Origin of the sequence: Paenibacillus sp. CAA11, from assembly GCF_003060825.1 — a bacterium.
GTDB lineage: Bacteria > Bacillota > Bacilli > Paenibacillales > Paenibacillaceae > Fontibacillus.
The window spans coordinates 1123445-1147566 of record NZ_CP028922.1 but is presented as its reverse complement, the minus strand read 5'-3'; the positions used below and the strand labels follow the sequence as shown (position 1 = coordinate 1147566).

Below are 24122 nucleotides of genomic sequence, written 5' to 3'. Positions count from 1 at the left end.
ATGACCTGCCTATGTCTAATACAGGGCTATCTGATCGATGAGCATCGTCTCTTCCTGCTCCAGAATTCCGAAATGGGCATCCCAGTAAATCTCAGTCCGAAAGCGGACCGGCAGGAATAAATCCAGAATGAGCTCAAGCCTTTCGGCGGCCCTTGCCGATGACTTCTGCCCGATGTAGATCAGCATCTCATCCTTCTCTTCACTGTTCACGTAAATCGTAGAACTGCGGAATGTGCGGCTGATCAGACTTTTCAGCAGATGCAGCGACTCTCCCGTGTCATACATAGAGAGCAGGCTGTCTGCAATCCTGTCCTGCTCCTCCTTATCGAACAGGCCGAACTGCTGGGCAATCCGCTCCCCGAACCTGCCTGACAGCAGGTCGCGAATGACGAACCTGATATGGTACTCCCGCTTGTTCATCCCCTGCATCATATCCAGATCGGCCAGAAAATGAATGACGATATCGAACAGCGTAGCCCGCAGTTCTGCATCCTCCTGCAGGTTCAGATCGAACAGCTGCTGAAAAATATCCTCGAACCGGTAATAAGGGTTCACCTCGACCCGGGTCTCGGCGGCTCCTGCGTTCAAATCCTGCTGGCTGAGCTCCATATACGGCGAGTACACCTCTGCCGGAACAAAGGTCAGACTGCCCTTCGGAATCCCGGCTTCGCGCGCTTTAATGACAAGATCCCAGATGTAATTCAAGCCCATTCTCCTTCACATCGGTATTCAGGAAATAATAGCTGCACCTGGGAGACTAGAAAGCTCATTAGATCCTCCGCCATATAGCGAAGCTCACTCGGCAGCTTCTGATCGCTGAAGATCAGCCGCATCACCTGCTGGGCCGAATTAGACCGGATATCATCAGTGAGGAAGTGATTTAATTCGTAAGTCAGAGGCTCAAGAGGTGGATGCTCGGCAATGCTTAGGTCGATGAATTCCAGCAAGGACGCTGCCTCGAAGGAGTGAATGAGCTGCAGCACTTCCCCTTTGGACCGCACCACCCGCGGCGCATGCTTCCGGCCATAGTTGCCGACGAAGTCAGACTTCTGCCGGTTCGTCATCAGCGCATAAGTGGGCTTGCTGATAAAAGTTGAAGTGGGCTCCACCACCCTCAGCACCCGCCAGGTATCGGATTTCTCGCGTGGCGAGACCACGGTGATCTCCTCTGCGGTCCGCTTAATATAGCGGATCGTATCCTCATCGCCTTCCACCAGGTAGCCGTGCTCAAGGCCCAGCTTGCGCAGCGGCAGGACATGCTCGAAATTCACCCGGTCGGCCGCTGGCACCGGGAACCCTCCGGTCTTCAGCTCCAGGCGCTGAATATTCCACAGCGGAATCAGTCCGGTGCGCTTGAACTTCTCGAACTCTTCCAGCTGGATCGTAACTTCGGTAATCTCTTCCTCCTCGGCATCCAGCTCTTGGTCACATCCGGTAAGAATGACATCCACAAATTTATAGACATAGGGATGGTTCACCGTCTTCCAGGGCTGGCCATTCTTAAGGAACAAGGGGTACAGCTTGTCAATCTCATCTATGTAGTCCCGGTTCTGCTGCAATCTAACACGAATCTCATAGCGGCGCCGCTGGGTCACGAGCTGGCCGGTGAAGGTTCGGCCGCTTTGCAGCAGGCTGCGTATTTGAAGATGGCTGCACTCCAGATAGATCGTAAATAGCCGGGCTTCCACGCCTTCGGCCAGTGCGAGGCTAATCTGGTTCAGATCGATTTGTTCTGGCTCGCCGTCCTCAGGAAGCATGGGGAAAAGATACTCATGCAGCGGGTCCCGCTCGTCCCGGTGGCAGATCGTCCCATAAATATCGTATTGGCCGTCCTGCTCAACCACCTCGCCGAACACGCGCTCTTCTACCTTGCGATTCAGCTCCTCCTGATACTCGGTAAGATTCAAGAAGACGCTGGTCATCAGGCTGCGAAGGATCCTCCGCTGCTGTAAGTCTTCCATCTTGTTCAGACGATCTAGCACGATATCCTTCATGGGGTGGTCCCTCCTTCGGCATGAGTTTTATCCGCTCCTGAAGCCGGCGTCGCCGGACTGGATGAAGCCGCGTTGGGGGCTTCTGCGGATGAAGAAGCGCCCGAGGCAGAAGTCTTGCCGCTCTCCGAAGCTTTGGATGAGGCCGGCGTCGCTGTGGTTGGAGCTGCCGGGCTCGTCGCTGTCTGCGGAGCTGCTGCCGGAGCTGCCGGGCGAGACGCTGTCTGCGGAGCTGCCGGGCGAGACGCTGACGTCTCCGGCGTATCCGTATCCAGGCTGCCAGGCAGCGCCTCAGCCTCTCCGCCGGACGGCACCGCCGGATGCAGCAGGTCATTCACCTTGCTGATCTTCCGCTCCATTGCAAGCACTCGCTCCAACTTGTTAATCTCCTGGTACGTTTCCTGTGCCAGCGTATAGGCGTCAATAGCTGCGGAATAATCCATGGTGGCCATACTCCGGTCGCCCTTCTTCTCCAGATTGTCCGCCTGGAGTGTCTTGGTCTGGGTGGTCAGGGAGTCGATCTTCCCCTGGGCGGTCTCGATCTTCTCATCCGCCTGCTTCTGCCCGTTCTCGTAAGCTATTTCTATGGCAGCGGATCTGGCCTTCTGATAGGTTTTGAGAGCCCCATAATAGTCTTGAGCCTGCAATAGCCCGTCTCCCTGCTTGATCATTGCAGCAATCTGCTCAATCGCTTGGCTCTGGTCGATCTTCTTCTGAATGTCCTCTGCCTTGTACGGCTTAAGATTCTCCGCTTCCTTCAAGGCTTTGGTATAGCTGTCCCGCGCCATGTCATAGCTTCCATCCTTAAGGTAGCCGTCTCCGTCCGTCACCGTCTGAGCAACCCGCTGCTTCTTCTGAAGCAGCTGGAAATGATATTTATCCTTGAGCTTGCTTGCCGCATTCTTGGCTTCGCTGTATGCCTTCAGCGCCTTCGGATAATCCCCGGCGGCCGCATACCCGTCCCCGTATTCTATAGACTCCTTCATCTGCTGGGCCGCCTGCACCAGGCGCTCCGCCTGTTTGGCATACATATACCAGGCGCCGCCGCCCATCAGGAGCATGGAGATCAGCATGATCGCAATCCGCTTGATCCACTTTTTCCGATTCTTCGGCTTCTCGTTAAAGATCTTGTTCACATACACGGCAGCTGCCGTGTAATTATTTACGGTCTGTGCCTGTTTGCTCAGCAGAAGCTCTTCAAGTGTATCTGTTAATACTTCCGGCTCACTGCTGTCTGCAAGCGCATCCTGGATCTCCGGTATTTCGATTTGATCCCACATTCCCGCCGTACAGAGCAGAAGCACATCCCCGTCAGCAAGAGGGGTCTTCGGCGAGATATACGGATCGAACCGATCTGGCTTGCCCAAGTAATTCAAGAGATTGCCCCGCTCTTCATGCGTCGATAGGCGGCTCTCAGCCAGCTTGCCGCTGTCTACCAGCAGCTGGGCCAAGCTCTGATCCTTGGACTTCAGGTTCAAGCGTCCATGCCGGAACTGATACAGGCGGGCATTGCCGCAGGAAGCCCACACCATGTTCGTGTAGTTGGTGACGACCACCAGCAGACTGGCCTTCAGTCTGACCCGCTGGCTCTCAAACTTGAGCCACTCATGGGCAGTCTCCAGATCATTTTTTATTTTTTTGCGGGACAAAGACGGCTTCTCCATGAAGTTCTCCAGAATCACCTTAACCGCCATCTCCGCACTGAGCAGCTCCCTATCCGTATCCAGACCGTCAGCAATCACATAACAGGCCATGTCATCCAATTCCACAAAAGCGAAATAGTCTCGGTTATCCAGAAACGATCCCGCCTCGGAGACGAAGGCTGTCTTGAAATCACTGTTCTCCTTCCTCATGCACAACTCCCGCTTTCTCGGTCCCCCAGCGCTGCATGGGGCTTAGAGACAGGCTCTTACCAGCCTTTCTCCAAGATCATGACCGTTGCATTATCCTGATGTTTGTAACTCTTACCCTCTATGTAATCAATAATGGCTTCTGCCGTATCCTGTGGAGGCTGCCGTCTCATTAAGATTTGCTCCAGCTCTACCTCTGTTAAGGCGTCATAGACTCCATCACTGCACAGAAGAACGATGTCATCCTTCCTGAGCTGGATCGGCTCGCCAATCTCCATACTCTTAAACCCTTCATACCCCAGATAATTGATCAATTGATTGCGTTTGGGATTCTCCCTAGCCTCTTCTCTGCTGATCTGTCCTGCTAAATACTGCTGCTCAAGAACGGTCTCCAGGGTATGCTTGGAATTCACAGCCATGAACTCCCCATCCCGAAACAGCAGAATCATGCTGTCCCCTACAGCCCCCCAATGCAGCAGGCCTTGTGAGACTACAGCCGCCACCAGAGTGGTGCCGCCATGTGCGCCGCCCAATTGCTCAATAATTGAACGGTTGCTGACCGCTGCAGCCCTGTGGAAATACTCTTCAATGTCCCGAATGCTGCCTACCTTCATGAATTCCTGAGTAAACACCGTAACCGCCAGCGTACTGGACATTCTGCCGTTAGCCAGCCCGCTAATCCCATCCGCGATCACCGCCATCGTCCCCAGCTTGGTTGCTGCACTGGCAAAATAATCGTCCTGCTCCTGCCGTCGGCCCTTGGTCTGAGCGTTGCCAATCTCAATGTCCGAAGGAAGTTCCAGCGGCTCCGGCGCTTTCTTCCGCTCTCCCAGCTTCTTCTTCAGCACAATCAATAGCAGAACAGCCAGCAAGCCGGCAATCAATACACCATAGGGTTCCATCCAGTCCCAATTGTTCATAACTATCCCTTCGCCTAACCGTTATCCCATTCAAAATGCGGACCGCAAAGCGGCACGAACACAAACTTGCTCTTGCCGAGCTGGATCAGATCATAGGCATTCAGCTCAGCAGGCGAGTAGACGGCTTCATTGTTATGATAAGCCAGTCCGGAGGCATCTCCCGGCAGCAGGTAGAAGTTCCGCTTCTTCGGATCATAGACAATGACCGCATGATTGCGCCGGGATACCGCATTATCGCCGATAATGCGGATCTGCATCTCTTCGGCCCGGCCGATAAAGTTCTTCTCGGCCATGATGCGGTAATCTTGGCCCATCTGCGGGCCCTCGACACATACGAGCCAGCCCGTAACCGGCTGGATTCCCGTGGTCTCCCCCATATAAGGCATGGTCTTCTCGTCCATATCCGCCGCAGCTGGCGGTCTCCGGGTATCCTGTCTGGACGGCTCCATGGCCGTGTTGCAATACGGGCAAATATTCCCGTGCTTTCTCGTGCTGAACATATGGCCGTTAGGGCATCTTGTGAGGCTCATTTCGTATTCATTCCCCCGTATCTGACTTCTACTTCATCAACAATCTTGTATTCGCAATAAAGATCATGTCCCCATAGCCTAGCGGCTCGGGACTCTCCTCGCTAAGCCGCCTTGTATCGCTCCGGCCAGCCTTCCTGATACCTGTGCCGCTTTGGGAATCGGCATCCTCGATGTACCAGCTGTCACCTACACGGTTCAACACGGCATGCTCCGGACTAATGAGCGAGGCATATTCACAGTCCGATAAATCTATATCAACTTCGCTTTGGCTTGAGCTTTTTCCGATCACCACCGAGGTCTCGGTTCTGACCAGCCACTCTTTAATGCGCTCTCCATCATCATCCAGCAGGACAATCTTGGATACTGATTCCTGGCTTCCCTTGCGGAACTGCCTGTTCCCGCGGCCGTCCGTCCAGATATGAAGACAGGCAATCAGGGCACATACCGCTACGACAAGCATTTGCAAAATATAATGTACCGGGCGTAAATAAGCATAAAGCACCATCCCGGCAAGCAGTCCGTATATTAACAGGTTAATCACTAAATTAACTCGGGTTTTATCGGCTTTCAAAATACGTAACCCCCGTCAAGTCCATATTCCTCTCTAACTAGCTCATTTCTTATGAACACCGAAGAAATGATTGAATATATCCGTAGTATCCATCACATTGTTCTTCTTGGAACCCTGGTGATGGGACGATGAATTCCCTTGCTCCTTCTTCTGCAAGGGCGTGCTGAAAAATTGTGCGAAATGCTCTCGCACCCGATTAGGGTCAAATGAAGCAGGTCCCGATTTAGCTTCCGATGGAGCCTGTGAAGCACGAGCCGTACCGCCGCTCTCTTGGCCGGCTTTGGCTTCTCCGGTTAGCTTTCGATCATAATCCAGCCTGAGCTGGGGATCATTCAAGGTCTGGTAGGCTTCAACAATCTGCTTAAATTTCAAGCTTGCTTCGGCACTTCCGCCGTTCACATCCGGATGATACTGCTTGGCCAGCTTTCGGTAGGCCTGCCTAATCTCAGCTTCCGTGGCCGCTGAAGTTATGCCAAGCTGCTCATAGTAGTTGATCAACCTTTTGAACCTCCTTCGGTTCTTGCTGGGTCTAAATCTAATTCTCTTGAATAGATAGATTGAACTGAAGTTTTACATTGAACTTTCTATTATCACGGCCTAATACGGCTTTATAATATTCATTTCTTTAGTTCATTCTATTTAGATGGATAGATTTTAAGAGGCACAAGGCCTCTTAAAATCTACAGGTGCTGCTATACGAACACTTAGTTCGCGGTGTAACCGCCAGTCAGTTTGGCCAGCTCGGTTTTGTCTTTCTTTTGTTTTACATAAAGTGTGAATGTGCCTACGCCTTCTGTATCGCCATAGTGTTCTTTGTAGTCGACCACGAAGGCATTCGGGAATTCAACCTTACGGACAACTTGATCCGCGGAGATGACTTCCAGGGTCAGCTTGCGATAGCAATCCGCTTTCTCTGCAGGCACCAGAGACCATGTAGCCAGCTTCAGCGTGTCGTCAGCCTTGTCTCCGTCGGTTGCTGTAAGAATTTTACCGCTGATTTTTAGCGTAGAGCCCACATCCGTGGATCTAGCATTGGAATCGTCCGGTGTGTCTGTGTCGTAAACTACCGTCTGAATGTTGTCGAGTCCAAGCTCAATTGTTTCTGCACCTTCTACTTTCAATCTGAATCCCATACTTGCTTCCTCCTCAAAATGGATTAATGAATGGTCGGGTTCCTTATGGTGGAGCCCTGATTTATGTAACAAGGCTAGCTGTCTGGCAGCTGCCTTCCACATACGCTTTAAGAGGCCCCTCATACTTTGACAGGGCTTGTTCCTTTGGTGATCATCACTTCGAGATTCTTCACATTGCCGTTATAGACCAGGTCGATATGGCACAGGTTGTTCTTCTCGTCGATGACATAGTTCATGTCATCCCCATCGTGAATGATAGAGTTCACATACCCGCGCGAGGAGAGCCATTTGCTCTTCTGGCTGCTAGGGTTGTTACTGAAGAACTTGATGATATTCTCATGCTTGAAGTCGGCTGTCTGGAATCTTAAAATGCGCTCAATATATGTACTTACCAGCGTCTTGTAAATGGAATCGAATCCATCCTCGGATGCAGCCAGGCTTCTCGCCTTGTACACGGTGATGCGGCGGATGTCCTTATCCTGAAGCTGAGCATTCTCAGACGAGAAGATAAAGCCGAAGTTCTTGCGGTTAATCATGTCCTTGATGGTATTCGTGAAGCCGGTAATTTCCTTGGCCATGGTGGTCACCGTGCGGAAGCTGTTCTCCCCGGCCTCAATGTCGTAGCGAACCCCGGGGAAGTCTCTGCTCGTATTCTTGAAGAGCTCCTTCAGGTACTCCGGACATTGATATGCAGCAACAATCCCGGCAGCGACATAGGATGCTCCAACATAGACACCTTCGATCCACAGTCTGAGCACGTCTTCCTTTTCCTTGGATAGCTGCGCCCCGTTCTCAGTGCGAACCATGCGGCTGTCAATAATCAGGCCGGACTTGTCCTTCGGAATGATCGTGAAGTTAGGCACGCACGGAATGGTATACTCACTGTACTCTTTGCGAAGTAAAGGAGCGCACTTATCGATATATTTGTCGATACCCGCTGTTGCCATATTGTTAAAGGTCGTATCTTCTCCGGTCTCGAAGTTGAAGAAGATCTGCACTTTGAAATCCTTCACGACCTGCATCAGCATAGCCAGGGATTCCATCGTATTGCCGTCCTGCTTGCTGATCTTCTCGTTCCCCTTGAAGCGTTCACGGGTGACTTTGACCTTGCCGGCCGTCTCCAGCTCCACAGAAGGAACAATGCCGAACCAAATGGTGTCGGTGAAGTCATTCTTAGAGTTGACTGTGTTCAGGTAAGTTTCCAGTCTCGGGATGTTGGCGCTCTTCACCGTGACATCCAGCTTCGTATTGGTCACCAGCAGGGAGGGCACCATTCCCTTGTTCTTGGCCGTATACTGATCGAAGAACATCTTCACACCCAGAATTTTCTCGACCAGAGGCTTCACGGTTTTCACAAAATCATCTTTGGCGGTCTTGTAAAATTCCAGGTAGGTGTTGTAATTCTGAATCTCCTGCTCCACATTCACTTCACCGCTAACCGCAGGCAGCGGGCTGAATGTGCGGACAACCAAGTCCTTCACATAACCGGAAGGTGCTTCCGAGATCGAATGATAGTCCTCTTCGAAGACTGTCGCCAGGCTGCTGGAGCTGCTCTCATCCAGCAAGACAAGCTCGGTGCTTTCCGCCTTAGGGGCTTCAATAATCTTCAGCTCGCCGCTATCCCCGATCGTAAGCATACCGATCTGAACGACTTCTGAATTGTCTTCCTCCTGCGATCTTCCCAGCAACAGCCGGGTCTTGATATCCTCAATCGCCAGCGGGAGCATAGCCATAACATTGTTGTAGTTCGCACTGGCCTCCTCGAACATCGCATTCAGCTTGTCGCCCATATCCAGCTTCTTCGGATCTTCCTCCTCCAGCTTCTCGTACTGTCCGTAAAGATAGTGAATCTCCTTGCGGACCTGGCGGATATCATCCATCACCTTCTTCGGTGAAATCATGTCAAGCAGGTGCTCGAACTTGAAATCTACATTTGTTGACCCTTGGCTGCGCTTGGTGTCAATCAAAGTAAACAGCATCTTCAGAAAATCGTTATTCTGATCAATGCGAATCTCTGAAATCATATCTTCCGGAATGCCTTCCGGCTTCTTCAGCGTATAGACAACCTTCTGATTGGCCGCATTAAAGAACGAGTATACGCTCGGTGAGAATTTGTTCAGAAACTCATCAAAGGAACGAACCAGCAGCTCCTGGTTAATCTCTTTGATCTTGTCATCACTAAGACTATCAATTCCTTTGACGTCTCCGACGATGGTAATCAGATCGAGCTTCTCGGGGTTAATCTCCTCAAACAACATCGTCCGATTGGTCTGGTTAATAATATCCATATTTTGAGTACCTCCTCTCGTAAATTCACAGAAATTGTTGCTGATGTCCCATTCGCATCACTAAGACTCTCGCATCACCTACTAAGCCTTATGGACCCTAGTAAATTTTTGCCAGTCTCAGTCGTAATATTAAACAGTCCGCCAAACGATTGTCAATATATTGAAGCTATGACCAAAGAAGGGTCTTCGTGCCTATTAAATTTTCCTCTGGAGGGTATTTTATCCAATTAAAGTCCTATTTTCTGGATGAGTATTAAAATTATGCAACTGAATTCCGATACTATTACAACATACGAGTAGATTTACTATTTTTTACATACAGTAGCACATTCTAGTACATAAGGTGGTTTTAAATACAATATGTGGAAATTACAGCGAGTAAAGAAAATTGCACTTAGGACTTTTATCCTTTTTTTCGTTCTAGCTTCCGTTAACTCTTATTTCTCGGGTCATCCTCTCGCTGCAGCAGAAGACCTTTCTGCTCCTAAGACTCAAGATGCATTTGATGCGATGTTTGTCCTGGATACCAGCTACTCTATGAACAAGACAGACCCTGGCCATATGGCCGGTGAGGTTATGAATATGTTTATGGATATGAGCGAGGCCAGCCGAACTCGGGTTGGATATGTGGCTTACAATCACAGCATCGTCGCATCCAAGCCCCTAACCGATATTTCCGTAACTTCTAAGAAAAATGACTTAAGACAAGGGATCGCTAAGCTGAAGAGAAGCGGTTATACCGATCTCGGCCTTGGCCTGATTACAGGAGGAAATTTGCTATCCAAGAGCTTGAAGGGGAAAGCGCAAGAAGGAAGGCAGCCTTTCATGATCCTTCTGTCCGATGGAGAGACAGACTTTGGTCCATCCGGCTCGGGCCACAGAACCGCTGCGAATTCGGCAAAGGATGTTGAACGCGCCATTCAGCAGGCCAAGACCTATCATTATCCGATCTACACGATCGGACTCAATCACGATGGCACCGTAAATCCGGAAGAACTTAACCGCATTGCTGTAGAGACCGGCGGCAGATCTTACATAACAAGCAGCGCCGATGATCTGCCGGAAATCTTCAATCGCATCTTCGCAGATCAGATCCGTTCTGTCCTCACCCCTGTTGCCGGGGTGACTGCAACGGGACAGCTGCAGGAGATCTCGATGGATATTCCGAACTCCAGCATGGAGGAGGCAAACATCATTCTCTTATCCGAGCATGCGCTGAAGGAAGCCCAATTGTTCTACAGCTCAGATAACATACGTCTATTTAAATCCAGCACTTATACGCTGATTAAGAGCTCTCATCCGGGAAAAGGAACCGCCAAGCTCAAATTCAGAGGTTCTCCCGGGGACTTAGTGAAGATTAATCTGCTGGGCAGCTACAGCTTCGAGGCAGATAGTGCGGTTCAAGGAAAGGCGATCAAGGGCAAACCCACTCGGATTCAAGCGAGCCTTACTTCCATGGGTAAATCTCTACAAGATAAGGACGTTTACACTTCCCTCCAAGCTAAACTAATCGTCCGCAACGTAAAGACCAAGAAGGAAGACAGTGTGGATATGAGTAACAAAGGGGATCACTTTGAGGCGGATTATGTTTTTTCCGAGTCTGCGGATTATGAGTGGTATGTACATATGGAAGGGCCTAGCTTTTATAGAATAAGTTCCACCCACCATCAGCCTATTGTGAATAAGGCGCCACGGTTCAAGGGACAACAGGAATTGAAGCTGATTCGTGAAGAGGGAGAGCAGCACTGGAATTTATCCGATCTGTTCACGGATGAGAATGGGGATAAGCTCACCTATTCCATCCAGGACGCTGGATCGGACTCTAAGCTTCAGGCCGCCATAACAGGAGATCAACTGGTGCTGTCTCCTCATAAGAACGGCTCCGCTACTCTTCATCTGACTGCAACAGATGCGGAAAGCGGGCAGGCAAGTGCTAAGATCACTATCTCGATAAGCTCTAAATATACCGTGCTCATCTGGTCCGGTATTGGGGTCATCGTCCTGGTAGCCATCGGCTTCCTGATGTATTTGTGGCTGCGGCCCAAGCCTTCGTTCACCGGCAAGCTGGAAGGGTATTTCCTGAACACGGCAAGCGGCACAGAATATCCTGTGAAGTCCTGGCCGCTAACGTCATTCTCTGGAAGACGGATTACGCTTCAAGAGCTGTTCCACAGTCTTGATGTTCACGAGCCCTTGCCGGAGGCGGCCAGCATCCTGTTTGAGCCGGGCAAGCGGGGAACTTTGACGGTCAAGCATGCCACCCGCTGCTCGCTCATGCGCAACCGCACGCCTTTACCGAAGAATAAAAAAGAAATCCTCGAATATAATGACAAGCTGTACATTACATTCGAGGATGGAATTACGGAAATTGAACTGCGGTATAAAGCGATCAAGCCCAGCACGAATATCTTTATACGGAGCGGCGCTTCTTCCGAAGAAAAGATAAGCTGATGAGATACTCCATGTAAATCGCATGCTTGATCCGCTTAAGCGAGCGGCATCGGTTGTCCGGGGAGACTGCGAGTCCTTGTTTGACCACTCTGGCCAATAACGGCCATCTCTGCGGCTTCCCCTGCCCCAGAGGAACCAGCCGGTCCTCGAACAGCCTCTGCCGCACATCCAAGGGAGCTGCTCCCATGCAGCAGTAATAGATCAGGGCAGTTACACTGTAAATATCACTGACCGGTCCCTGATTCGACTGATCTGAATACAGCTCAAGCGGCGAATATCCTGCAGCAGTTACGATAGGATATTCGCCTTTTCCATAATAGACAGCCGACCCGAAGTCCAGCAGCTTGGCATGGCCCTCTTGATCAATCATGATGTTGCCCGGCTTAATATCCCGGTGAATAATCCCGTTCTTATGAATTTGCTCTATGGTCTCGATCAGCGGAACTATAGTCCGGTATAGAAACTCAGTTCGGTGCTCTTCGTTCACACCCTGTAGATACTCACCCAGCGTCTGCCCTTCGCAGTATTCCGTTACGGTATATAGCGTATGATGTTGTTCAAAATGATCCAGCAGCCGGACCACGCCCGGTAGCTCACAGGCTTTCAGCAACTGAGCCTCTGTGGCGAACATGCGCTTAAGTTCTTCATATTTCTCATAAGATGCACCAGTCTTGAGCGAGAGGGTTCTGCTATCCTTCCCCCTTTTAGTTAGGGATTTAGGAAAGAACTCTTTAATTACACATTTATGACCTGCCTCCGTCTGGGCTGCATAGACAATTGAAAGCTCACTAACCGCCACCACGCGACGGACTTTATAGCCCTGGGAAGCAGCTTGCGACTTGCCTCCTAATCTCTCATTTCGTTTTAGTCCAGCCTCTGTTCCCCAGGTATTCACAGACATCCTCCAAAATCTGAATTTTAATGTATCTATTCTTTATATCGTATATACTTCAAGAATTTGTAAGTGTATTATGCCGAAGTCTTCTATAACTGAGCCCATTCGAGACTGCTCCTCAGCTATTCCCCTTCTCATAGTTACACAAAATGCATCCATGACAAGACAGATAGACCCCATGAATGCTGCAGGTAGGGTACCCTGGACGAATCGTAGGACAATCATCTCCCTTTTCGACCTCAGCCCATTCCAGATAATTAGCTTCATTAATATAGCTCTTGTTGAACGTGTTGATCATGACTCGAAAGTGCTCCAGACACCGAATAACCCAATCTTTTCTCAGGTCATAGCTTAGTCGTTCCCAGCCTATTTCATGAATGGCTCCCTGAATGGTTCTGTTCATGAATGCTCTTTGTTGTTCAAAATGTTCCGCGGTCCAGGGCATATCCTCAATCCCAAACCCCACCGTTCCAATGCCGACAATAGACTGATCCTGCTGGGCCAACCATATGATGAGTTCCTTCTCCCGGGCCGAGTCGGCCAGGGCGGAGCCGCTCAGGACCAGAACGTCTATAAATACCGATGTGAGTCCATTGGACATGGACAGGGATTCTACCAATTCCTCCTGCTCTTGAGGCATCCATATTACATTCCCCATGGGCCCCTCCTACTTAGCCGGCAATTTCAGCCGAGCCGAAGCTTCCGTCAATATTTCCGTCCAACACAATGGCATGGCCCCAGAACATATCCCCATCATGAAAATACATCTCGAACCCGCCATCGGGATCAACGCTGATACTGCTTAGCTCCATGCGCTCCATGAACATGGCATGGGTAATCTCGTCCACCTCTGCCTCTTCATCGTCAGCCAGCCATTCATTGGCGAGCTCCACGAGCTCATCTGCCGCAAAAGCTCTGACCCGCGCGCTCCAGCCCTCTTGATCCCCAAATAGAACATAAGCGGTTCTAAGCGCGGCTTCCATCTTACCTGGATCTTCATCCTGATCAAAATACAGCATCCCTGTATCTCCCGCCCAAGTGACCTGCTTCTGAAACATCTTCAAAGCCTTGTACAGCTCGAATTCTCCCAAAGTAGGGTCCTGGTAAAAGACCGGCTTTAACGCCTCCTGCAAAATTCGCCCCAAGTCCTCGTCCTGATAGCTCGTGTCTAGAACCTTGACCAGCATCATGGCCTGTTGACCTATACGCACAAGCAGTCTAACGAGTGTGTTCTGTTGGAGCATGCCGCTTGTATTCTTCCACTCTTCCTCATCGGCCAACCACTTCAGCCGCAGCTCCTGGCTTACGACTTCATTCTGGCTTAAGTCCTTCCACGCAATCAGACCGATCGATGCCGTCCAGTAGTGACTCCCGGGTCCTTTTCCTGCTCCAGACCCCGAGGGACCGATTACAGCACCTATCTCTATAACCCGCTCTTCAAATTGACTTTCGAACTGAACAACTTCTGCCTCTCTCCCCATGTTCACCCTCCTGTAATTTCTTCGGTATGTACCTGCACGTTAAGCTGCAGTGAGATGAATGTCCGCAGCTCTTCCGGACTCTGTAACGAGTTCTTGACGACTATAACCTATTATAAATAATCTTATATGACTATATAGATTGAACTAAAGTTTTACATTAAATTTTCTGTTATCACGGCCTAATACGGTCCTATAACGTGCTTTTCTTTAGTTCATTCTATATATTTGGGAAATTTTCTTATTTTTTTGTATAATATATTGCGCCTATTAATAAAACATGGAGTGATATAACATGAAAAGCACTTTATTTAAAGTAGTGACCTCAGCAGTTCTCCTTTCTTCTGGTTTGTTATGTTCAGTCGCCTCCGCCTCCGCTGCATCAGTGGGTGTTATGCGGGCGGCACAGACCAGTGTTCAGCTTGGGGTTAGGAACGTAGTTCAATCCAATAACGTTAACGGAAATAATATAATAATTCATTGTAGAGGAAATATTAACATTAACATTTTCATTTCCCCGAAATGTAGCTGAGCCAAGAGTGTATCCTTTATGTGAATTGAAGCACTTCATATGCAGACTTCGGTTATTTCCCCTTCCTTACTTAAAAAACTGCGTCACTGCGCCATGTCCATCCCGAGCCTCTACAACTGCATACGCCCCGTTAATCAGCGTGATTTGCGGCGGAACATGCCCGCAGTCGATATCATAGATCATCGGCAGCTCCAGCTCATTCGCCAGGTCCTTATACACATCCTCTATAGTGTAGCCATCCACCGGCTGATTGGCAGAACTTCTGCCAAACATCAGGCCCGTGCAGTTGTCGAACCAACCTGCCAGCCTCATTTGCACCAATGATCTCCGCACATCGGCTGCATTCAGTTCACAATTCTCGAGGTACCACAGAAGAGGCTCGCTGTTAATGAATTTATGCTGAAATGCCTTCACATCTCCATAAGGTGTTCCTATGACATGGCGTATAACATCAATACAGCCGCCCAGCAGCCGGCCTTCGAACTTCACAGGCCTACCGGATACCGTTTGCCACCGAGTAGGTTCAGTGAGATGGAACACATTGGGTGAGTCGGCCCACTGTTTCTGATATCGTGCAGATGAATGCTGAGTAACAGACTGTCCTGCAGGGGTAGTCAGCACCGACTCCCACATCGCCGTCGTGACATCCGCATGCTCACCTCTTAAATCCATAAAGCAGCTACCATGGGCGGTGGCCATGCCGGTCTTCAGCGTAATCGCCAGCAGCAGCAAGCTGATATCCGAATAGCCCATCACCCACTTTGTCCCGATTTGATTCAGGTTCAGGTGCTCCAGCACCTCAATCAGCAGTTCTCCTCCCCATGGAGGGAAAATAAAGCCATACGCTTCATCTGCCAGCATCCGGTTAAGCTCCTCGGCCCGGGCAAAGGCCGAAGCTGATTTTGCCTTATGCTGAGTATGTACGGTCTCTCCGCACTCGACCTCATATCCCCGCTCCTCCATACGTCTGCAAGCTTTATCCAGCAGTTCATGAAGCCTTGGGCTAACTCCTGAAGATGGAGCCGTGACTCCTATCCTCATCCCCGCTTGAAGCATAGGGTATACAATCATAGAAATTACCTCCTTAAATTCATAAGTCCTTTTGTTAACAACGATACAGAATAAGCTAAAGAAATGAATGTTATAGAGCCATATTAGGCCGTTATAATAGAAAGTTCAATGTAAAACTGTAGTTCAATTTATATAGTCAAAAAAAGCAAATGGATCCGCCCATCTTAGTTCTTTAGTCCATACCTCCACAAATGCAGGCGCATAATATAAGGTGTAACTTCATTACTTAAAGGAGGGGCACACAATGGGTGGATACGGATTAGGAACTTCCACAGCTACAATCCTGGTGCTTTACATTCTGTTGGTCATTGTACTTGCGACATTCTGCTTCTAAATTAACCCAAAAAGGGAGCCTCGCGTAATGCGGGCTCCTTTTTGAGTTCACCTGTATTTCTTAATATAACGTAGGAATCGGAGAGCATGAAACAGATCTTATGGACCCCGGATTCATCACTTCATAAAACCAGAACAGACCGTTCCAGCGAAAACCCGATACCCGCCCGTAGCTGACCCGAATTGGATAGTACCAGAATCTCTCTCCGCTCCATAACCGCACATCGGTAATTCTATACAAGCAATCAATGATATACGATCCACCAGGAGGTGGTGGTGGCGGGAAGAAAGAAGGCGGAAAAGGCCCTGGAGGCGGTGGAGCCGACGAAGACGGTGGCGGTGGAGGCGGAGCCGATGATCCTGGCGGCGGCGGTGGAGGAGCCGATGATCCTGGCGGCGGCGGTGGAGGAGCCGATGATCCTGGCACAGAAATGAATGACATTCAATTTCTCTCCTTTAAAATTTCTTGTGATATTGTCTTAACCTGTTATCAAAATATGCGGATGCCCATCCGCTGGTTCCTATATGGTACAATTTCTTTATAACTGGAAATAGGACAGGTGATAAAGAGATGATTTTGTGGTTTCGTCAATTACCGTATAAAACAATGGAGTTGTCTGAATGGGTACCTTTCATACGCAACAACTGGTTTCGAAGGCATTATATGAAATTTGTCTATCTAGTAATGCTCACTATTTTTCTGGCTCCAAATTCTTATCATTGTAAATGTGAAATATATTCATAGGCTGTTGTTCCGTACATACTTTTAAAATGCTTGTTCAAATGGGTTAAATCTACAAAACCGCAGGCAGTTACGGCTGAATAAATATCCTTATTCTTCTCAATTAAGCGCTTTGCCTGTTCGATCTTGAAGTTGAGAAAGTACTGGTAAGGTGAGATTCCAGTATGTGCCTTGAACAACCGAATAAACTGGTACTTTGACATATGAAGCTCACTACTGATCTCATCAAGTTTAAGAACATGCTCCAGATTGGCATGAAGCATATCCTTGGCTTTGCGAATCAGCATATTTTCCTTCCTATCGTCAGTTGATAAATTGGTTTGGACAAGGCTATTGGTGAGAGATAGAAACAATTCACTACATAATGCCTCATCTTGTTCGCTGAGTATGGCCTCAGCTAGGGTTACTATTCGCTCTGCAAGGTGAGCATCATACATAATAGGGGTTGTAAACTTCGGAAGATCCTTTTTTTCTATGGCCTCCATAAGTAATTGGGGCTCGAAATAGACCATGACATAATCCAGACCTGTCCGGTCATGCGCCATTCCATCATGGGCCTGCTCCGGATTAAAGAGCATCACCCCATTTTGATAAGATAATTGCAAACTTCCCTACATCCAAATCATAATCGCAGCATAAGCAACAGATAATGCCATGATCACATTAACAATCCTGCTATGCCTCTGTAAAAATGCTCTGAAGATTGCCCCGAACAGCACCCACGTTACAAACGCTAGGAAACCCATGGCTGTGATCGCTAGAATACTTAGCGTTATTGCCGTGTTTGAGCTATATTTTGGCATAATAAAAGTTGGAATCACCGTCAATGTAAAGAGTACTACTTTGGGATTAAGAAACTGCATAAGTAATCCTGATGCAAAGGTAGCCGTTTCGTTTTCAGCCACGCCGGATGCATCCATTTTATAGATCATATAAGCAAGATAAAGCATATAAATGCTTCCGATGATCTGCATTACCATAATTATCTTTGGTATGAAGGTAAGGAGTATCGTATTGAGCATAGCGGAAATAACCAGCAATAAGCTGAAACCCACCGTTGCTCCATACGTATAGTTCATCGCTTTTCTCACCCCATGATGATGCACAGTAGACAATATAACAACATTCGTAGGTCCAGGTGTAAAGGTTGCAACCGTACAATAAATCAAAATAGATGTAATATCCATGAGAACCCCTCTTTCCGGCTATTCTCATATATTACATCTTAGCTTAAAGACCCTATAGTATATTATTGCAAATTTGGAGCATCATTCTCCATGGTTGATCTCTCCCCCCTCCACTGGCCCTAAATACCTCTCATTGTCTTTTCGTCCAATCCAATCTAATTACGAGCCATATACTGTTAGTAAAGGAGGTGATAATTATGTGTCATCATCGTAGAAAAAAAGTAATTATCGTGAAACTCCATCCGGGACAAAAGGCCTTGGTAGTTTGTAAGAAGAAGCATCGCCGTCATTGGGATTTCTATTAATCAGTAGAAAGAACGCTCGCGAGAGCGTTCTTTCTTAATCTACATAGCCTTGGTTATAATGATAAGGAAAGCTCCCTTTCGGGAGCCTTCAGATATCATGTTGGAGAACGACTCTTATAAGTTTTAAGACACATTCAATCTTACGCAACATAAATTTATCAAAATCCAACATTATAGGAGCAGGATCCAATGGAAGATTCGATTTATTTAGTAAAACCTCCGAAGCTAAGTTATCAGGATGTCTTCTTTTCTTTTTGTGGTTATTCAAGAACAGAGAAAATGCATAGCTTTGGACCGGCTGTTCGTGATGTTCATTTGATTCATATCATTATCTCCGGGAAAGGCTATTATTCGATTAATAATACGAAGTACTTTTTAAAAGAAGGAGAAGGATTTATGATTCCTCCCAACGTCTCGACTTTTTATCAAGCTGACGAGAAGAATCCTTGGTCCTATATTTGGATGGGAATAGGCGGAGAATTGGTCCAGGATTATTTAGCAAACCTATCTCTTAATGACGAGCATCTGTCCTTTCAAGTTAAAGACGTAGATCGTTTTAAAAGCATTGTTTTTGAATCTTTTGCCTATGAAAAAGATACCTCCTTAAACGAATTATGCTTACAACGGCAAGCCTTTCGCTTTTTAGAACAGCTTTATCAATCGATGGAAATCCATCAAACTCGAATAGAAACGAAAAAGATGAATTCTTATGTTGCCAAAAGCCTTCAGTTGATCAATGAAGCCCCCATGTACAATATTACAATCAATAAGTTGGCCAATCAGCTGGCTGTTCACCCCAGTTATCTGTCCCGCTTATTTAAGGCCGATATAGGACTGTCGATTAAAGAATATATTATGGAACTACGCATCACGACCAGCAATGATCTGTTGACAACGACTGATGATTCGATTCAACGAATCAGTGAGCGGTTGGGTTTTTCCAGCTTACAAGCCTTTTCTAAAGCATTTAAGAAACACAACGGTGTTGCTCCCACCGAATACCGTCAGCAGCGAATCGGGATCGGGGGCGAGATCACTTAATCTTGTCAGTTTTGGATAAATTCCTATCAGGAAAAGCGCTTACTAAAAAAGTAAGCGCTTTTTATAATGGAACCAAATCTGATGGAGGTGTTTGGATGAGAACCAAGGGAGCACATATACATTTTGAGGAACAATGGAATCAATTTCATTTATCGAATGGCGAAGTGAGTTATCTATTTAAAATATCGGAGGATGGGAAACTCCTTCATTTATATTATGGAAAGGCAGTTTCGAACAGCAGGGATTACTCTTATCTTGTAGAAATGCAGCATCGCCCAATGACTACTTATCGTCAAGAAGGAGACTTATTATATTCATTGGAACATTTGAAACAAGAATTCCCGGAGTATGGGACTACTGATTTTCGTCATCCCGCGATTCAGCTCAAACAAAAAAATGGCTCTTTCATTACAGACTTTCGTTATGCTTGTTTTCAAGTCATTGAAGGCAAACCTTCTTTGAAAGGGCTACCAGCGACTTATGTAGAAGCCGCAAATGAAGCTGCGACTTTATTAATTACTTTAAAAGATGAAGTGACAAAAGCAGAAGTGGTTTTATCCTATACCCTTTTTAGTCAACTTCCCGTGATTGCTCGCAGTGTAGAGGTAAAAAATCCTTCTCAAGATGTTCTTTATTTGGAGAATCTGGCGAGCCTTTCTCTTGATCTCCCAGATCAGGACTATCGTTGGGTGCAATTATCCGGTGCCTGGGGAAGAGAACGCTATGTGAAAGAGCGTGATTTACAGCAAGGGATTCAATCAATTGAATCGACTAGAGGCATATCAAGCCATCAACACAATCCATTTGTTGCGCTGAAACGCAAGAACACGACAGAAAACTCAGGTGAAGCTATCGGTGTCAGCTTTATTTATTCCGGCAACTTCTTGATCCAAGCAGAAGTAGATACCTGGGATGTGACAAGACTGCAAGCAGGGATCAATCCTTTTGGATTTAAGTGGGAGTTACAGCCGGCTGCAAGTTTCCAAGCCCCAGAAGCTTTATTAGTGTACTCAGATCAAGGTTTGAACGGCATGAGCCAGGCCTTCCATGCTATGTTTAGAAATCGCTTGGCCAGAGGAAAGTGGCGTAATGAGAATCGCCCTGTGCTGATCAACAATTGGGAAGCAACTTATTTTGATTTTGATGAAGAAAAACTAGTAGCCATCGCTGAAAAAGCCAAAGAAGTCGGGATTGATTTATTTGTGCTGGATGACGGCTGGTTCGGAGAAAGAAACCATGATAAAGCCGGACTGGGAGATTGGTTTGTGAATCAAAAACTTCTGCCTAAAGGAATCGGTAGTTTAGCCGAGAAAATTCGGGCATTAGGGTTGAAATTTGGTTTATGGTTTGAACCCGAGATGGTCAATAAGGATAGCGAATTGTATCGCCAACATCCAGAATGGATTATTCACATCCCTCATCGTACGCCGCAACACGGGCGAAATCAGTTTGTATTGAATTTTGCCAATGATGAAGTAGTCGATAATATATTTGAACAAATGTGTAAAATCATCGATGAATCCCAGCTTGACTACATCAAATGGGACATGAATCGTCCGCTAACGGATATCTATGGTGTGAATTTACCGGCAAGCCAACAAGGAGAAGTATTTCATCGCTATGTTCTAGGGGTCTACAAATTATATGAACAACTGACGACCAAATATCCTAATGTATTGTTCGAATCTTGTTCTTCTGGCGGAGGGCGTTTTGATGCAGGGCTTTTATATTATGCGCCGCAATGCTGGACCAGTGATGATACGGATGCCATCGAGCGGCAAAAAATTCAATATGGAACTAGCCTGGTTTATCCCTTGTCATCAATGGGAGCCCACGTCTCAATTACGCCAAATCATCAAACTAATCGCCTGACCCCCCTCAAGACACGCGGAAATGTAGCGATCTTTGGTGCATTTGGCTACGAGCTAGATTTGAATAAGCTCGATCCTGCCGATTGTTTATTAGTGAAAGAACAAATCAGTTTCTATAAACAGCATCAATCCTTGATCCATAACGGCAAATTTTATCGTTTAGTCTCACCCTTTGAAGGCACGAGAAACCGGACAAGCTGGATGGTGGTCGCGGCCGATCAAAGTCAGGCCTTACTGGCTGTATATAAAGGGTTAAATGAGGTCAATTGGCCTTATGACCGAATCGTACTACACGGTCTAGATCCAGAAGCGGTTTATGAAATCGAAGAGAAAGAATACACCGGAGCAGAGCTGATGAATATAGGCTTTATCGTTAGCGATTCATCTAGTGGGCAAATTAATGAGCAGAACCCTCTGCCTGAAACCTTTGACTTTGACTCAAAAATATGGGTAATTCAAAAAAGAGGGGAACGTAAATGACCAATAAGCGAGATGTGATAACGAAAATTGGTATTTTAGGCATCTCTTTAATGCTGACGAGTTCTCAAGCGATTAATGGGGTCATTCCGCAAATGAAAGAAGCCTTAAATATCAGCCAAAGCCAAAGTGAAATTTTAGGTACAGCGCCTAGTATTTCGGTGATCATTTGTATTTTATTATCAAGCTATATCGCCCGTCGAATTGGAATGAAGAAATCCGTCCTGTTCGGTTTAATCTTGGCAGGCGTTGGAGGAATACTGCCCGTTTTCTCAGCCAACTTTTATTTGATTTTACTAAGCCGGATCATTCTAGGCGCGGGCTTAGGGTTATACAACTCTATAGCCGTTAGCTATATCAGTGCATTATATACGGGTGACACACGAGCGACTTTGCTAGGGTTCCGTAATTCGATGGAAGCCATCGGGCAAACCGTGCTGATCTTCCTAGCAGGAGTCTTTCTGAATGTTAGTTGGACCTTTTCATTTATGGTTTATGCGTTTGCCTTTCCTCTTGCATTGTTATTCTATTTAAAAGTTCCGGAAATCTCTTTGGAGCAAGATACCAAGGCCTATAAAGAAAAGTTGAATCCGGCCGTTTATGCCTTAGTCCTATTTGCAATCATACTTGTTATGAATAGTATTGCTATATCGGTTCGATTTGCTTCGATCGCTTCAGAAATCAAAGGAATTGATTTTAACGCCAGCAACTACTTAGCTTTGATGCCCATCTTAGGGATTATTGCAGGTTTTGTATTTGGCTTTGTGAATAAGCATTTAGGCCACAAAACGATGTATTTAGGAATCGCCTGCTTTATCGTTTCGAATTTGTTCATTGCCTCTTCCCATTCTAGTATGTTGTTATTGATTATTGGGTTATTCCTATCTAGTATTCCGGGCTCATGGTGTTTCCCATTTATTTTTAGCAATTTGGACCGGGTAACTACCAAAAATACAATCACTTTTGCGACCTCACTGATCTTTATTGGTTGCAATATAGGAAATTTCACCGCCCCCCTTGCCATGCAATTCACTCAGTTTTTAACCAATTCTGCTAGTTTGACAGCGCCGTTTTATGTCTTTGCGTTTATTCTGGTTATTGTTTTGATTATTACGCTGTTCGCCAGCAACAAAAAACAAAAAAAGGCAATGAATAGCTAGCTTGAGTGATCATCTAATCCGAGATTAGAGAATCCAAAAAGTGATTCTTTGATCTCGTTTTTTATCTGTATTTCCATAACAAAGAAACCACTCCTTAATCATCTTATTAGGTGATTGATTTATTGGTCATTGATTTTGAACTATTCTTTCAAGCTGAGCTTTAACATTCTGCTCACTTAATCCTCCATGGTAACAAATCACGTTTTCAATATCGAAGTCCAAATATTGGGACCACACAAAACACCTTCCACACTATACATGGAATCCCCAGCTACAAGCGTCTTACTGCGTTTTAAATATAGACTAATATGACCTGGTGTATGTCCGGGGGTTCCCGTATCAATGAGAACGGCGGTACGATCATCCCAAATCAGGGTAGGATTTAATTCTTGACGGCCCCCGAAAGATTCAATCTGTAATTCAAACATTTTTAATCCATTTGAAATGCTCATATGCCTTCTTTCTCCCTTCAGGATTTGTACGTGAGTATCCTCTGATTAAAAGAAAGTCATTATCGTATTATGCGGCCATATAGAGAGTGCTTGATGGATATAAAGAATGGATATAAGGAATAGAGTTAATGAGTATGGATGGGTCTTGAGCTTTGAAAGATTCATGAAGTATGTTTTGAATTTGCTCATAATCTTCTATTTCCCAATGCTGTTCGATAGGGATATTTGTCTTGTGTGACTCCGTTATTTTCAAACGTTGTTTCGCACGGTAGATGACAGCCTTTACGGCAGTCTCGGTGGTATTAAATATCTCGGAAATCTCATTTATTTGAAACCGGAATCCTTCTTTTAAGGCAAACATAACAGCCTGCTTTGGTGTTAATTTATTTACAAGCTTATGAATAACCTCAAAACGGTTTTCAATTTGTTTTGATTCATCATATATATATTCAGAACCAGCTTCTAACGGCTCTGTACTTCTTTTTCGCACAGTGTCTATCCATTCATTCTGAGCAATCCTATGTAGTACAGCCATTGAGATCTCCGGTTGATGCTTATAATGAAGCCAAGCCTTAAACAAGGTCTCTTGTGCGATTTCCTCTCCATCCCAGGTGCTTTGGGTTAAAAACTGGCAATACCGACGGAGCTTAGGATAAAGTTCATTAAGCTGTTCTTCTGTGATTTTGACGATGTTCTTGACAATCATCTTCTGAACCGTTTCGATGTTGACTTGGCACAACCGTCACTCCTTCAGTACGTCTTTAATTTATAAACGAATTTTTCTAATGAAAAGATATGAGGTGAAAACATTTTTATATTTTTACGTATTAACTTCATTATATGG

At 46.7% G+C, this 24122-nt stretch carries 21 protein-coding genes and 3 pseudogenes; 7 read left to right on the top strand and 17 right to left on the bottom strand.

Annotation, left to right across the window (positions count from 1 at the left end):
- Positions 1 to 15 precede the first annotated feature (15 nt).
- The 9 genes from DCC85_RS05230 to DCC85_RS05190 all read right to left on the bottom strand — a co-directional run bounded on the left by DCC85_RS05230 (position 16) and on the right by DCC85_RS05190 (position 9283).
- Positions 16 to 711: an iron-dependent peroxidase gene (locus tag DCC85_RS05230; RefSeq protein WP_108464621.1), complete on the bottom strand. Its 696-nt coding sequence runs from the start codon at positions 709 to 711 to the stop codon at positions 16 to 18.
- Complete coding sequence (locus DCC85_RS05225) at positions 702 to 1994, bottom strand: normocyte-binding protein (RefSeq protein WP_108464620.1); 1293 nt, start codon at positions 1992 to 1994, stop codon at positions 702 to 704. The genes DCC85_RS05230 and DCC85_RS05225 overlap by 10 nt, the downstream gene beginning before the upstream one ends.
- Positions 1991 to 3844: a PP2C family serine/threonine-protein phosphatase gene (locus DCC85_RS05220; protein WP_199909976.1), complete on the bottom strand. Its 1854-nt coding sequence runs from the start codon at positions 3842 to 3844 to the stop codon at positions 1991 to 1993. The genes DCC85_RS05225 and DCC85_RS05220 overlap by 4 nt, the downstream gene beginning before the upstream one ends.
- A 56-nt stretch (positions 3845 to 3900) precedes the next feature.
- Positions 3901 to 4761, bottom strand: coding sequence for a PP2C family protein-serine/threonine phosphatase (locus tag DCC85_RS05215; RefSeq protein ID WP_108464619.1), 861 nt, complete (start codon positions 4759 to 4761; stop codon positions 3901 to 3903).
- A gap of 14 nt (positions 4762 to 4775) precedes the next feature.
- Positions 4776 to 5291 (bottom strand): FHA domain-containing protein, encoded by a 516-nt coding sequence (locus DCC85_RS05210; RefSeq protein ID WP_108464618.1) that lies wholly within the window; start codon positions 5289 to 5291, stop codon positions 4776 to 4778.
- A 28-nt stretch (positions 5292 to 5319) separates the two neighbouring features.
- Complete coding sequence (locus tag DCC85_RS05205; RefSeq protein ID WP_234414353.1) at positions 5320 to 5862, bottom strand: FHA domain-containing protein; 543 nt, start codon at positions 5860 to 5862, stop codon at positions 5320 to 5322.
- Positions 5863 to 5904: 42 nt separating this feature from the next.
- The gene (locus DCC85_RS05200) at positions 5905 to 6360 is read right to left on the bottom strand and encodes a J domain-containing protein (RefSeq protein ID WP_108464617.1); all 456 of its coding nucleotides are present in this window, start codon (positions 6358 to 6360) and stop codon (positions 5905 to 5907) included.
- 206 nt (positions 6361 to 6566) lie between these two features.
- Positions 6567 to 6995 (bottom strand): membrane-associated protease 1, encoded by a 429-nt coding sequence (locus DCC85_RS05195; RefSeq protein WP_108464616.1) that lies wholly within the window; start codon positions 6993 to 6995, stop codon positions 6567 to 6569.
- Between the two features lie 119 nt (positions 6996 to 7114).
- On the bottom strand, positions 7115 to 9283 hold the full coding sequence (locus DCC85_RS05190) for a transcriptional regulator (protein ID WP_108464615.1): 2169 nt from the start codon (positions 9281 to 9283) through the stop codon (positions 7115 to 7117).
- Between the two features lie 360 nt (positions 9284 to 9643).
- On the opposite strand from DCC85_RS05190, the gene DCC85_RS05185 reads away from it, so the two are divergent.
- Positions 9644 to 11734 (top strand): VWA domain-containing protein, encoded by a 2091-nt coding sequence (locus DCC85_RS05185; protein WP_108464614.1) that lies wholly within the window; start codon positions 9644 to 9646, stop codon positions 11732 to 11734.
- Here the strand turns inward: DCC85_RS05185 and DCC85_RS05180 are convergent.
- From DCC85_RS05180 to DCC85_RS05165, 4 genes are all read right to left on the bottom strand, one after another.
- Complete coding sequence (locus DCC85_RS05180) at positions 11694 to 12629, bottom strand: serine/threonine protein kinase (protein ID WP_234414352.1); 936 nt, start codon at positions 12627 to 12629, stop codon at positions 11694 to 11696. The two genes, DCC85_RS05185 and DCC85_RS05180, sit on opposite strands and share 41 nt — an antisense overlap.
- A 118-nt stretch (positions 12630 to 12747) precedes the next feature.
- Entirely contained in the window at positions 12748 to 13287 is a 540-nt protein-coding gene (locus tag DCC85_RS05175) for a hypothetical protein (protein WP_108464612.1), read from the bottom strand.
- Between the two features lie 13 nt (positions 13288 to 13300).
- A complete protein-coding gene (locus DCC85_RS05170) occupies positions 13301 to 14110 on the bottom strand; it encodes a DUF2262 domain-containing protein (RefSeq protein WP_108464611.1) in 810 nt (269 codons plus the stop codon).
- Between the two features lie 595 nt (positions 14111 to 14705).
- Positions 14706 to 15710 (bottom strand): S66 family peptidase, encoded by a 1005-nt coding sequence (locus DCC85_RS05165; protein WP_108464610.1) that lies wholly within the window; start codon positions 15708 to 15710, stop codon positions 14706 to 14708.
- Positions 15711 to 15954: 244 nt separating this feature from the next.
- On the opposite strand from DCC85_RS05165, the gene DCC85_RS05160 reads away from it, so the two are divergent.
- From DCC85_RS05160 to DCC85_RS23615, 3 genes and pseudogenes are all read left to right on the top strand, one after another.
- Positions 15955 to 16044 carry a YjcZ family sporulation protein gene (locus DCC85_RS05160; protein WP_108464609.1) on the top strand — a complete coding sequence of 30 codons (90 nt, stop codon included), beginning with the start codon at positions 15955 to 15957 and terminating at the stop codon, positions 16042 to 16044.
- Positions 16045 to 16291: 247 nt separating this feature from the next.
- On the top strand, positions 16292 to 16588 hold the full coding sequence (locus tag DCC85_RS23280) for a hypothetical protein (protein ID WP_108464608.1): 297 nt from the start codon (positions 16292 to 16294) through the stop codon (positions 16586 to 16588).
- 26 nt (positions 16589 to 16614) lie between these two features.
- A pseudogene (locus DCC85_RS23615) lies at positions 16615 to 16752 on the top strand (DUF3267 domain-containing protein); the annotation flags it as partial.
- Positions 16753 to 16760: 8 nt separating this feature from the next.
- On the opposite strand, the pseudogene DCC85_RS05140 reads toward DCC85_RS23615, so the two are convergent.
- Positions 16761 to 17396, bottom strand: a pseudogene (locus DCC85_RS05140) (helix-turn-helix domain-containing protein); the annotation flags it as partial.
- A complete protein-coding gene (locus DCC85_RS05135) occupies positions 17397 to 17972 on the bottom strand; it encodes a LysE family translocator (protein WP_108464607.1) in 576 nt (191 codons plus the stop codon).
- Between the two features lie 494 nt (positions 17973 to 18466).
- Here DCC85_RS05135 and DCC85_RS05130 point away from each other — a divergent pair, with 494 nt between their 5' ends.
- The 3 genes from DCC85_RS05130 (at position 18467) to DCC85_RS05120 (ending at position 22826) form a co-directional block, all read left to right on the top strand.
- Positions 18467 to 19318 carry an AraC family transcriptional regulator gene (locus DCC85_RS05130; RefSeq protein WP_108464606.1) on the top strand — a complete coding sequence of 284 codons (852 nt, stop codon included), beginning with the start codon at positions 18467 to 18469 and terminating at the stop codon, positions 19316 to 19318.
- 95 nt (positions 19319 to 19413) lie between these two features.
- On the top strand, positions 19414 to 21669 hold the full coding sequence (locus tag DCC85_RS05125) for an alpha-galactosidase (protein ID WP_108464605.1): 2256 nt from the start codon (positions 19414 to 19416) through the stop codon (positions 21667 to 21669).
- A complete protein-coding gene (locus DCC85_RS05120; protein WP_108464604.1) occupies positions 21666 to 22826 on the top strand; it encodes an MFS transporter in 1161 nt (386 codons plus the stop codon). Before DCC85_RS05125 ends, DCC85_RS05120 begins: the two co-directional genes overlap by 4 nt.
- A 126-nt stretch (positions 22827 to 22952) precedes the next feature.
- Here DCC85_RS05120 and DCC85_RS23700 read toward each other — a convergent pair.
- Both DCC85_RS23700 and DCC85_RS05110 read right to left on the bottom strand, forming a co-directional pair.
- Positions 22953 to 23158: pseudogene (locus tag DCC85_RS23700) on the bottom strand (MBL fold metallo-hydrolase); the annotation flags it as partial.
- 187 nt (positions 23159 to 23345) lie between these two features.
- Positions 23346 to 23984 (bottom strand): sigma factor-like helix-turn-helix DNA-binding protein, encoded by a 639-nt coding sequence (locus tag DCC85_RS05110; protein WP_159081784.1) that lies wholly within the window; start codon positions 23982 to 23984, stop codon positions 23346 to 23348.
- Positions 23985 to 24122: the final 138 nt, after the last annotated feature.

What these genes read in the sequence shown, in the direction of transcription:
- DCC85_RS05165 (WP_108464610.1), bottom strand. Translation starts at nt 15,710, where the DNA reads ATGATTGTATACCCTATGCTTCAAGCGGGGATGAGGATAGGAGTCACG.
- DCC85_RS05135 (WP_108464607.1), bottom strand. Translation starts at nt 17,972, where the DNA reads ATGGATATTACATCTATTTTGATTTATTGTACGGTTGCAACCTTTACA.
- DCC85_RS05195 (WP_108464616.1), bottom strand. Translation starts at nt 6,995, where the DNA reads ATGGGATTCAGATTGAAAGTAGAAGGTGCAGAAACAATTGAGCTTGGA.
- DCC85_RS05170 (WP_108464611.1), bottom strand. Translation starts at nt 14,110, where the DNA reads ATGGGGAGAGAGGCAGAAGTTGTTCAGTTCGAAAGTCAATTTGAAGAG.
- DCC85_RS05130 (WP_108464606.1), top strand. Translation starts at nt 18,467, where the DNA reads ATGGAAGATTCGATTTATTTAGTAAAACCTCCGAAGCTAAGTTATCAG.
- DCC85_RS05125 (WP_108464605.1), top strand. Translation starts at nt 19,414, where the DNA reads ATGAGAACCAAGGGAGCACATATACATTTTGAGGAACAATGGAATCAA.
- DCC85_RS05110 (WP_159081784.1), bottom strand. Translation starts at nt 23,984, where the DNA reads ATGATTGTCAAGAACATCGTCAAAATCACAGAAGAACAGCTTAATGAA.
- DCC85_RS05185 (WP_108464614.1), top strand. Translation starts at nt 9,644, where the DNA reads ATGTGGAAATTACAGCGAGTAAAGAAAATTGCACTTAGGACTTTTATC.
- DCC85_RS23280 (WP_108464608.1), top strand. Translation starts at nt 16,292, where the DNA reads ATGATATACGATCCACCAGGAGGTGGTGGTGGCGGGAAGAAAGAAGGC.
- DCC85_RS05175 (WP_108464612.1), bottom strand. Translation starts at nt 13,287, where the DNA reads ATGGGGAATGTAATATGGATGCCTCAAGAGCAGGAGGAATTGGTAGAA.
- DCC85_RS05120 (WP_108464604.1), top strand. Translation starts at nt 21,666, where the DNA reads ATGACCAATAAGCGAGATGTGATAACGAAAATTGGTATTTTAGGCATC.
- DCC85_RS05230 (WP_108464621.1), bottom strand. Translation starts at nt 711, where the DNA reads ATGGGCTTGAATTACATCTGGGATCTTGTCATTAAAGCGCGCGAAGCC.
- DCC85_RS05215 (WP_108464619.1), bottom strand. Translation starts at nt 4,761, where the DNA reads ATGAACAATTGGGACTGGATGGAACCCTATGGTGTATTGATTGCCGGC.
- DCC85_RS05190 (WP_108464615.1), bottom strand. Translation starts at nt 9,283, where the DNA reads ATGGATATTATTAACCAGACCAATCGGACGATGTTGTTTGAGGAGATT.
- DCC85_RS05220 (WP_199909976.1), bottom strand. Translation starts at nt 3,844, where the DNA reads ATGAGGAAGGAGAACAGTGATTTCAAGACAGCCTTCGTCTCCGAGGCG.
- DCC85_RS05160 (WP_108464609.1), top strand. Translation starts at nt 15,955, where the DNA reads ATGGGTGGATACGGATTAGGAACTTCCACAGCTACAATCCTGGTGCTT.
- DCC85_RS05210 (WP_108464618.1), bottom strand. Translation starts at nt 5,291, where the DNA reads ATGAGCCTCACAAGATGCCCTAACGGCCATATGTTCAGCACGAGAAAG.
- DCC85_RS05225 (WP_108464620.1), bottom strand. Translation starts at nt 1,994, where the DNA reads ATGAAGGATATCGTGCTAGATCGTCTGAACAAGATGGAAGACTTACAG.